This is a genomic window from Protofrankia symbiont of Coriaria myrtifolia (assembly GCF_900634755.1).
Classification (GTDB): Bacteria; Actinomycetota; Actinomycetes; order Frankiales; family Frankiaceae; genus Protofrankia; species Protofrankia coriariae.
This window is the reverse complement of sequence record NZ_CAAAFS010000344.1, coordinates 1-9,524: the sequence shown is the minus strand read 5'-3', so window position 1 is coordinate 9,524 and position 9,524 is coordinate 1. Positions and strand designations below refer to the sequence as shown.

Below are 9,524 nucleotides of genomic sequence, written 5' to 3'. Positions count from 1 at the left end.
CCGACCCGAAGCTGTGGCCGGACGGAGAGCCCGTCACTGCGTCAGCCAGGAGAGGATCTCGTTGGTGACGACGTCCGGGGCCTCCTCCGGGAGGAAGTGACCGACTCCGTCCAGCAGCTTCCATTCGTAGCGACCGCTGACATAGCGTCCTGAGCCCTGCGCGGTGGATGGGAGCATGAACCTGTCGAGGCGCCCGTGCAGCTGCAGGGTGGGGGCGGCCACCGAGCGGCGCAACGCGGTGGCGAAACGGGCCCCGTCCGGCCGGAACAGCGACCGGAAAACCCACCGGTGGTACTCCAGTGAGCTGTGCGCGACCCCTGGAATTCGGATCGCCTCCCGATAGCGGGCCTCCGTCTCGGCGTCGGGGTAGCCCGGGCCGCCCCATGCCCGCAGCACCTCACCGACATAGGCCGCGTCGTCGGCGACCAGCAGCCGCTCCGGGCGCCACGGCAGCTGGAAGGTGATCAGATGCCGGCCGGCGACGCCCTGCCCACGCAGGTCCGCCAGCATCTCGTGCCGGGTCCGCAGCGGATGCGGCATGGACAGCACCACCAGCCCGCGCACGAGCCGGGGGCACAGCGCCGCGGTCGTCCAACCGGCCAGGCCGCCCCAGTCGTGCCCGACGATCACAGCGTCCCGTTCACCGAGGGCCCGTACCAGCCCGGCGACGTCGTCGGACAGGGTGAAGGCGTCGTAGCCTCGCGGAGGCTTGTCGCTGGCCCCGTAGCCGCGCAGGTCGGCGGCGACCACCCGGTAGCCGGCGGCGGCGATCCCTGTGAGCTGATGGCGCCAGCCCCACCAGAACTGGGGGAATCCGTGCAGCAGCAGCACCAGCGGGCCCTCGCCGAGTTCGGCCACGTGCAGCCGGGTGCCGTTCGCGGACACGTCACGGTGACGCCACGGGCCATCCACAAGGACGACGCCGGGTTCGGGAACAGCAGCCTCCATCACACGTCAGCATGACAGACGACCGGTTCGGGGCAGCATGCCCGCCGTGCCGGGTGGGCCCAGGATGTCCGCTGGAACGCGTCAGCGGACCGGTTCGACGGGCCGGCCCACCTTCGACCGGTCCGCCTTTGACGGGCCGACTCACCGGCTCGACTGACAAGCCGGCTCGACGAGCGGTTCAGCGAACGGGGACGGTGTCCTCCCGGTGGCTGAGCGGGTGCCCGTCGGAGCGGTGCGCGCTGGCGTGGTTCACACCGGGGGTGATCACCGTCGGATGCTTCAGCCACGCGATGTCGTCCCTGACCGTCTGCAGCGTGCGCTCCGGGGGCGACAGCTTCTTCAGACGGGTGGCCGCGAGCAGGGCCAACAGGGATGCGATGAGCACAAAGAGCAGGGCCGTGAGGAAGTACGACCAGAAACGCTCCACCCCGGCCCAGGTGAACAGCTCACCAAGCCCGATCGTGATCGCGATCAGCGCGCCGAACCCGAGGCCGGCCGCGCCGGCCAGGAGCCCGGCACCGAGCCCGGCGGACACGGCCTGTTTCGACAGCTCCGCCTTCGCCAGGTCGATCTCCTGTCGGACAAGTAGTGATATGTCCCGTGTCGCAACGGCGACAAGCTCACCGAGCGTCGCCTCCCGACCGGTTGGGCGGTCCTGTGTAGGGGTCGGCACCGTTGATCCTCCTTCTGGGCACGGGCTGTCCTCCACCGAACATGGACGCGGCTACCGCTTGGCGCTGGGCACAGCGTCACGGGCCGCCTGACAGCGTCCAGGTCACCACATGGTGCCCGATGGCAACAGCCCAACACATCCACCGCTCATCCATGGTCGTCAAGCGCGGTTGCGGAACGTCCGAGACGGCTGTCGGCCTCCCTGTGGTCCGCGGTTCCCGAGCCGGCGACATCCGGGATCAGTACCGCCTCCGAGCTTCCGAAGCGTTCGCTTCAGAAGCGTTCTCTGCGCAGTCTGCCGTGTCCGGCGTCGGCGCGCGGCCCGGATATGTTGTGATGCCCGTACCCGGCCGGTTCGGGCCGTCCCGACCGGGCCTGATGGACACCGGCGGGCATGATGACCGGACGACGATCATGCCCATCCGTCCCTGGCCGGAACCAGCCGGCGGATGTTTCCGTCTGCCCTGTGTCCCTGTCCCCATCCGCCCCCTGGCCGGGACCGGCCTCATGCTGGCGACCCGCGGTAGGTCGGCAGCATGCCCGTACGTGACCGGATGTCCGTCCGGAAGTGACCCGGTAGCGTACGGACAATGACCGCAGCCGTCGGGTCGGATCCGTTCGCCCTGCTCACCGCCCTACCGGGCGTTCACGACGCGGTCACCGCGGCCCGGTCGTCCGTTGACGCCCTGCTGCGCCACCGGGTCATGCGTCGCGGCAGCGCCGCGGTGACGACCGAGGTGTCGCTGCGGGCCGCGCGGGCATCAGCGGCCCTGGAGGGTCACGACGTCGGGCTGGAGGCCCTGCGCGCGCATCTGAATCGCGCTCTTCCAGCGACGGCGTCCGGATCTGCTTCGGCTGAGGGCTCCGCCGCCGACGACGCCGGGAACGAGGCGACCGGCGGGCAGCCGGGCGACGAACCCTCCCGTGGCATGGCGGGCACCACTGGGACTTTCGGCATCGACGCCACGCTCGGCGCGATCCGGCTTTACGCCGAGCTGGGGACGCTGCGCGGCGCCTGGGAACGAGCCCCGCGACAGGCACTCGCCCGGATGCACGTGCTTGTCGCCCGCGGCCTCGTCGCGGACATCGATCTTGGCCGGCCAAGAGGATGGGAGCACCCCCTCTCGTCCGCGGACCTCTCACCCGCGGGCGCTTCACCCACGGACGTCGACCGCGCCGGTCGACCGACTGCTTCCGGTTCCGCCGGGCAGGTGATTTCCGGCGGCTCGCCCGCCGCGGCGCCCGTCGTGGGAACGGGTGTCGCGAGCGTCGTGGATCCGGCGGACCCCCTCGGCCTGGGGCCAGTACCCTCGCCTGCCGAGACCGCCGCGCGGCTGGGCGGACTCACCGAGCTGTTGCTGGCCCGGACTTCCGCGCCGGCGATCCTCGTGGCCGCGATCGTGGAAGGCGAGCTGCTGACCATCCGCCCGTTCGGCACGTTCGACGGGATCATCGCCCGGGCCGCCGGACGACTGGTGCTCATCAGCCGTGGTCTCGATCCGAAAGCCGTGACCGCGACGGAGGTGGGCCACGTCGAATCCGACAGAATCACCACCAGTGCGACAGCTACCAGCGACGTGACCACCGCTGATACAACCACCAGTAATATGACCTCCGGTAATGTGCCCACCGGCGCCTATGCCGAAGCCGCCCGCGCTTACGCCGGAGCGGGCGCCGAAGGCGTCGGCCAGTGGATCATCTATTATGCCCACGCGTTGGAGCTGGGTGCCCGTGAATCCCTGGCCATCTGCGAGGCCGTCGCCCGGGCGAACTAAGAGTCTCGGAGTCTCGTGGCCGTACCCTCCTTACCTGATCGAAAAATATGATCAATCCTAGGTTAACCATGTGACCAGCATAAATAGCTTAAAGTAATGTAAATTACATACAGTTACATAGTTCGGGTCGCCCCTGCCAGACGTTCGATCACACGGCCTCGCGCCCGGACGTTCACCCAGCATCGGGCGACATCTGCTACGGACGACTCCCAGGCCGGCGGTATCATGCTCGCTCTTCCGCGCTCGGGCCACCAAGCCGTACCCAAGCCACGCCTTCGCCTCGGTGACAATCCTACTACGACCCGGCCACCGAGCCGACAGCCCGCCTCAACAAATTAGCGGATCGGCATCGGCGGGCTGCCGATGCCATCGGGCGTGGATCGATCATTTCCGATCCGAAAAACCCTTTATTAGAACATATTCAGGGCCTGTGGAGAACGAAGTATCCACAGGCCCGATGTGCGTCATGGTGGACGTCCGTTCCCGCTATCCGACGGCTCCCGCCACTCGACGACGGAAGGGCCCTGCCATGACATCCGCACCGCCCGTTCCCATTCCCGCCCCCGAATCCGGGCCGACCACCCGGCCGCTGGTCGTCACCGACGAACCGCCGCTGCTCGACGATCTCCTACGGCTCGCCGCGACGGCCGGAGTGACCGTGGACGCCGTCGCCGACGCCGACCTCGCCCGCCGGTACTGGAACAGCGCCCCGCTCATCCTCGTCGGGGCCGACCGGGTGCCGTCCTGCGTCGCGCTCGGGCTCCCTCGACGCCCGGGCATCGTGCTGGTCAGCTCCGACCTCGACGACGGCGGGGTGTGGGAGGCTGCCGTCCGGCTCGGCGCCGAGCACGTCGCCTTCCTGCCCGACGCGGAGGACTGGCTGATCGGCATCTTCGTCGACGCCACCGAGCCGGACCAGCGGTACGGCACCGTGGTCGGTGTGGTGGGCGGCCGTGGCGGCGCGGGGGCCACCAGTCTCGCGATCGCGCTGACCCTCGCGTCCCTGCGCCGTGGCTGCGACACGGTCCTGGTGGACGCCGACCCACTCGGCGGCGGCATCGACCTCGCCCTCGGCATTGAGGAACGGCCCGGGATGCGCTGGCCGGATCTGGTGTCCGCCCACGGCCGGCTGCCACGCCGGGCGCTGACCGGGACCCTGCCCTCCCTCGGAGAACTCCCCGTACTCTCCTGGGACAGGACAAGCCAGACGACGATCACACCATCCGTCATGACCTCGGCCCTGACCGGCGCCCGACGCGGGAACGATCTCCTGGTGGTCGACCTTCCCCGGTTTCCCGACCTGACCGCCGCCGTGGCCATGCAGATGGCCGAGCTCATCCTCGTGGTCGTGCCGGCCGAGGTCCGCGCGGTCGCCGCCGCCGGCCGGGTGTGCGACACGGTCAACCGGTACTGCGCCGACGTTCGCGTGGTCGTGCGGCTGCCAGGTCCGGCCAGACTGCAGGCCGACGTCGTCTCCGACGCGCTCGGGCTGCCGGTGGCCGGGATTCTGCGACACGACCAGGGTCTCGCCTCCGCGCTGGAACGGGGCGAACCGCCGGGCGGCCGGCGCCGCAGCTCGCTGGCCCGGGTCAGCGGCCAGATCCTCGACGGCCTCGGCCTGGCCCGTTCGGACGTGGCAGCGTGAACGGGCATCCCGCCGCCGAGCGCTCCGCGCCCGGGGCCGAGCCGCACCGCTCCCACGATCACGCCACCGGCCAGCGGAGGGGACCGGAACACTCCTCAGCGCCACCGGCCGCCATCCCCTCCGGCACCGCGGACACCCCGCGCCCCGACGAGGATCTGCTGGCCGGGATCCGTAGGCGGCTGGTCGACTCCGATGGCGCGATGACGTCCGCACGCATCGCGGCGGCTGTCCGAGCTGAAACCGGCCCCGCCGACGGTGACTCGCTGGATCTCTACCGGTCGCTGGAATCCGAGCTTGTCGGCGCCGGCCCGCTCGAGCCGCTGCTGGCCGACCCCTTCGTCACCGACGTCCTGGTCAACGGGCCAGCGGAGGTCTGGGTGGACCGCGGCAGCGGCCTCCAACGGTGCGGGATCACCTTCCCCGACGACGACGCGGTACGCCGGCTCGCCGTCCGGCTGGCCGCCGCGACCGGCCGGCGCCTGGACGCCGCGACCCCGTTCACCGACGCGCGCCTCGGCGACGGCACCCGCCTGCACGCCGTGCTCGCGCCTGTCGCGGTCACAGGTACCTGCCTGTCCCTGCGGATCCCGCGGCCGCGCCCGTTCACCCTGGACGATCTCGTATCGACCGGTACGGTCGCCCCCGCCATGGCCGAGGTGCTGGACACGCTCGTGCGGGGCCGGCTGGCCACCCTGGTCACCGGCGGCACCGGTTCGGGCAAGACGACCATGGTGGGCGCGCTGCTGGGGCGGGTCGACCCCGCCGACCGAGTCGTGATCGTGGAGGACACCGCCGAGCTCGTCGTGGACCTGGCGCACGCCGTCCGTCTGGAGTCCCGGCCGCCGAACATCGAGGGTGCGGGCGGTATCGACCTGCGGGATCTGGTACGTCAGGCACTGCGGATGCGGCCTGATCGGATCGTCGTCGGCGAGGTCCGCGGCGCCGAGGTCGTGGATCTCCTGGTCGCGCTCAACACCGGCCACGAGGGCGGGCCGAGCACGGTGCACGCGAACGCGGCGGCCGATCTGCCGGCCCGGATGGAGGCACTCGCCGCGCTCGCGGGCCTGGACCGGGCGGCCCTGCACAGCCAGCTCGCCTCGGCGGTGCAGGCCATCGTCCACGTCAGGCGGGATCATGACGGAATTCGCCGGTTGAGCGAGATCGGCGTGCTCTTCCGCGACCAGAGCGGGCTTGTGCACGTCCTGGACGCTCTGCGCCTACGTCGGCGTCCGCCGTCACGTGACCCTCGAGAGGCTGAGAACGGCCACGGCCGCGGAGACGAAAGCAGTTACCTGGACGCTTCCCAGGTCGTCGTGGGCGGGGCCGGGGCGCAGATTCTCGACCGGATGCTCGCCGAGCGTGGCGGGCCGCGCCCCGACCTGCTCCGCGCCACCACCGGCGGTCGGTGATGCTGGCCGTGGCACTTGCCGCCGGCTGCTGCGCCGGTGCCGCGGCGCTGGCCGCCGGGCCGATCGGGCGACATCTGCCCCGGGTCCGCGCGGTGGCCACGACACGACCGGAGCGGACCCGGCAGGGCCGCGGAACCGGTGATACGTCAGGCCGCGCCCCGAACGCGCCGGGTCACCGACTGACACGATCGGTGACCCGGCTGGCCGGCCGATCCTGGCTGTCCGTGGCGGTCGCGCTGGTGGGGACGGCCGTTGTCGGTGTGCTTGTGGGCCCGGTGGCCGCCGGCACGGGCGTCGTCTGCGCCGTGACGTTCCGACGGGCTCTGCGGCGCGCCGCGGACCGACGGTGGCGCGGTAGGCAGCGGGCAGACGCGGAGGAGATCATCGCTGCGCTCGCCACCGAGCTCGAGGCCGGCCGGCGGCCCGACGAAGCCCTGCGGGCGGCCGTCGACGACGCTGCCGGCGAGCCGGGCAGACCCGGCGAGCCGGGCAGACCCGGCGAACCCGGCGAACCCGGCGAACCCGGCGAACCCGGCGAACTCGGCGAACTCGGCGAACTCGGCGAACTCGGCGAGCCTGTCGCGCCTGGTCACGGCCGCCGGAGTGCGGCCGGCAGAGGCGTACGCATGCACGACCCGCTGGCGCTGCGCATCGCGCTCGCCCGCCGGACGGACCCGGCCGTCGCGCTCGCGGCGTGTGAAGCGTCGACGTTGCGTCAGCTTGCGGCCGCATGGCGGGTGAGTCAGCACGCCGGTATCCCGTTGGCTCCGCTGGCGAACAGGCTCGCCGCCGTCGTGCGCGCCGAGCGTGAGCGGGACGGCGAGGTCGCCACGGCGCTCGCCGGGCCGCGGGCCTCCGGGCGGCTGGTCGCGTCCCTGCCCGTCGCCGGGATCGCGCTTGGCGTGCTGCTCGGTGTCTCGCCGCTGACGGTTCTTCTGGGTACTCGGGCCGGGGGGCTCTGTCTGGTCGTCGGTCTGGCGCTCGACCTCGCCGGTCTGGCCTGGATCAACCGGCTCACCGAGGTGGCCGATAACCGCGACGCAGGCATGCGCGATCGCAAGGAAGCCGCTTACTTCCAACCACCACAGGGGCCGTCCCGATGACTGTCCAACCGCCGCGGCAGCCGTCGATCGTCGACGGGCCGCCGCACACCTCGCTTGCGCTCACCGCCGGAACGCTGGCCTTCTCCCACCGTGAGATCCTGCTCACCGTTGCCACACTGTGTATGGCGTCAGCATCCTGGCTGACAGGAACAACGACACTACGTGACCATGTACGACGTCGTGTCGCCACCTTCCGCCCGCTTTCCGGTACGACCGCCGTATCGATGCGGTGCTCCCTCGAACAGCGGGCAGCGGACGCGGGGGCGGTGGGCACCGGCCGTACGTCCACAGGTCTGACAGCCGGTGGGCACATGACCGGTGGATGGCGTCCGAACGTGACCGGATCGACTCTGCGACGAGCCGCTTTCAGCGCGGCAGCCGGCCTCGGGCCCGCTGTGATCCTGCCCGTCCCGGTGGGCGTGACCGTCGGGATCATCGTGGGCATGATCGCGGCCCGTCTGCTGGCCTCCATACCGGATCAGGACGCCCAGCGCCGGCAGGCACGTCTCGTCGAGGATCTGCCGCTGGCTCTCGACCTGATCGCGGCCTGCCTGACGGCTGGTGCGCCCATCGTGGCAGCTCTGGACATCGTGGCCGGCGCTGTCGGCGGCCCGCTCGGAACGGAACTGGGCATGGTCAGCCGCAGCCTGCGTCTCGGTGCGTCCATGGCGGAAGCCTGCGGCCGGCTGCTCGGCCCCGAGCCGAGTTCCTCGAGGCCTGCGGCGAAACGGTGGACCAGGCTCGTCCCGGTCGGGCCCGCTCCGGGCGGACTCGGCCGACCGACGGCCACGGCGGAGGCCCACGAGATCGCGGCGTTCGCACGGGCGCTGCACCGCAGCGAGGAGTCCGGCGCCCGCCTGGCCGCGGCCCTGGGACGGCTGGCGGACCAGACCCGCGCCAGACGACAGGAACGCGCGTTGACCGCGGCTCGCAGGGCGGGAGTCACCGCCGTGGCACCACTCGGCCTGTGTTTCCTGCCCGCCTTCGTCGCGCTCGGGGTCGTACCGGTCGTGATGGGAGCCGGCTCGGCCCTGACACTGCCATGATCATTTCTCCGATGGCCGTGTCACCAGGCCGCCGCTGCTCCGTTCGCGCAGGCCGCCCGGGCCTCGAAAAAACTTCCGAGGCCAACCACAAGAAAGGGCAGGAACGAAGCCGAAGAGACGACCGCCGCAACCAACCCGCTCCTGTCCGAGCCCAGAACACTGCTCTCGTATCAGGCAAGTGGCAGCCGGCCGTCCTGTGGACAACAGCGGGTTTTCCACAGGACGGTATCCACCCTCGTCAGAATCGCTGTCAACGCCCCATCATCAAGGAAAGCGAAGCTCCCCGTCCCGCCTACGAGCGGGCATCCACCGCATGCCGGTAACCGAACTGGAGGCCGCCTGCCATGACCCCGCCCCGCTCATCGAGAATGTCTCCCGTCATACATTCTCTTGTCATCCGGTGGATGATACTGCTGATCGTAGCGTTCACGCGGTCGACGACCGATGCCTCGCGCCGGCAGCTGACCAGCAGCCGGGCGGTGTCGGCCACGGCCCGGTCCGACAGAAGGAACGACGCGGGAATGTCGACCGCCGAGTACGCGGTCGGTACGGTCGCCGCGGTCGGGTTCGCCGCCGTCCTGTATGCGGTGATCAACAGTTCGGCGACCAGGACGATGCTTGCCAACCTGGTCAAGCAGGCGCTGTCCGCCCCCTTCTGACAGGCGGGCCGAGCCAGTGTGTGGCCTGCGGATCCCCGGTCGTGGCACGAGCCGCGACCGGGGGCGAAGAACCTCCGACGGCGGCCAGGCAACAGCCGAACTGGCGGTCGCGATACCGTCCCTGGTCCTTGTCCTGCTGATCGCGATCTGGGTCGTCAGCGCCGTGTCGGTGCAGGCGCGGTGTGCGGAAGCGGCGCGCATCGGCGCCCGGGCCGCCGCCCGCGGAGAAACCGACGAAATGGTCCGCACCTGGGCCGGGCGTAACTA

General features: G+C 71.0%; 10 protein-coding genes. 7 read left to right on the top strand and 3 right to left on the bottom strand.

Annotated features, from left to right (window positions below):
• Positions 1–33: 33 nt before the first annotated feature.
• Both CM1CMNOD_RS20105 and CM1CMNOD_RS20100 read right to left on the bottom strand, forming a co-directional pair.
• Complete coding sequence (locus CM1CMNOD_RS20105; protein ID WP_013875428.1) at positions 34–948, bottom strand: alpha/beta fold hydrolase; 915 nt, start codon at positions 946–948, stop codon at positions 34–36.
• A gap of 178 nt (positions 949–1,126) precedes the next feature.
• Positions 1,127–1,621 carry a phage holin family protein gene (locus CM1CMNOD_RS20100; protein WP_013875427.1) on the bottom strand — a complete coding sequence of 165 codons (495 nt, stop codon included), beginning with the start codon at positions 1,619–1,621 and terminating at the stop codon, positions 1,127–1,129.
• Between the two features lie 589 nt (positions 1,622–2,210).
• Here CM1CMNOD_RS20100 and CM1CMNOD_RS20095 point away from each other — a divergent pair.
• The 5 genes from CM1CMNOD_RS20095 to CM1CMNOD_RS20070 all read left to right on the top strand — a co-directional run bounded on the left by CM1CMNOD_RS20095 (position 2,211) and on the right by CM1CMNOD_RS20070 (position 8,598).
• Positions 2,211–3,395 carry a hypothetical protein gene (locus tag CM1CMNOD_RS20095; protein ID WP_013875426.1) on the top strand — a complete coding sequence of 395 codons (1,185 nt, stop codon included), beginning with the start codon at positions 2,211–2,213 and terminating at the stop codon, positions 3,393–3,395.
• 529 nt (positions 3,396–3,924) lie between these two features.
• Entirely contained in the window at positions 3,925–5,040 is a 1,116-nt protein-coding gene (gene ssd / locus CM1CMNOD_RS20090) for a septum site-determining protein Ssd (RefSeq protein WP_013875425.1), read from the top strand.
• Positions 5,037–6,449 carry a TadA family conjugal transfer-associated ATPase gene (locus CM1CMNOD_RS20085; protein ID WP_013875424.1) on the top strand — a complete coding sequence of 471 codons (1,413 nt, stop codon included), beginning with the start codon at positions 5,037–5,039 and terminating at the stop codon, positions 6,447–6,449. Before ssd ends, CM1CMNOD_RS20085 begins: the two co-directional genes overlap by 4 nt.
• Positions 6,450–6,640: 191 nt before the next feature.
• Complete coding sequence (locus CM1CMNOD_RS22020; protein WP_165490503.1) at positions 6,641–7,552, top strand: type II secretion system F family protein; 912 nt, start codon at positions 6,641–6,643, stop codon at positions 7,550–7,552.
• The gene (locus CM1CMNOD_RS20070) at positions 7,549–8,598 is read left to right on the top strand and encodes a type II secretion system F family protein (RefSeq protein ID WP_013875422.1); all 1,050 of its coding nucleotides are present in this window, start codon (positions 7,549–7,551) and stop codon (positions 8,596–8,598) included. The genes CM1CMNOD_RS22020 and CM1CMNOD_RS20070 overlap by 4 nt, the downstream gene beginning before the upstream one ends.
• Before the next feature lie 292 nt (positions 8,599–8,890).
• Here CM1CMNOD_RS20070 and CM1CMNOD_RS23435 read toward each other — a convergent pair whose 3' ends face one another.
• Entirely contained in the window at positions 8,891–9,088 is a 198-nt protein-coding gene (locus CM1CMNOD_RS23435) for a hypothetical protein (protein ID WP_165001777.1), read from the bottom strand.
• Between CM1CMNOD_RS23435 and CM1CMNOD_RS23795 the strand changes: the two genes are divergently transcribed.
• Positions 9,003–9,257, top strand: coding sequence for a DUF4244 domain-containing protein (locus CM1CMNOD_RS23795; RefSeq protein ID WP_050803615.1), 255 nt, complete (start codon positions 9,003–9,005; stop codon positions 9,255–9,257). The two genes, CM1CMNOD_RS23435 and CM1CMNOD_RS23795, sit on opposite strands and share 86 nt — an antisense overlap.
• Positions 9,258–9,273: 16 nt before the next feature.
• On the top strand, positions 9,274–9,524 hold a 251-nt coding region (locus CM1CMNOD_RS20060; protein ID WP_013875420.1), incomplete at its 3' end, for a TadE family type IV pilus minor pilin.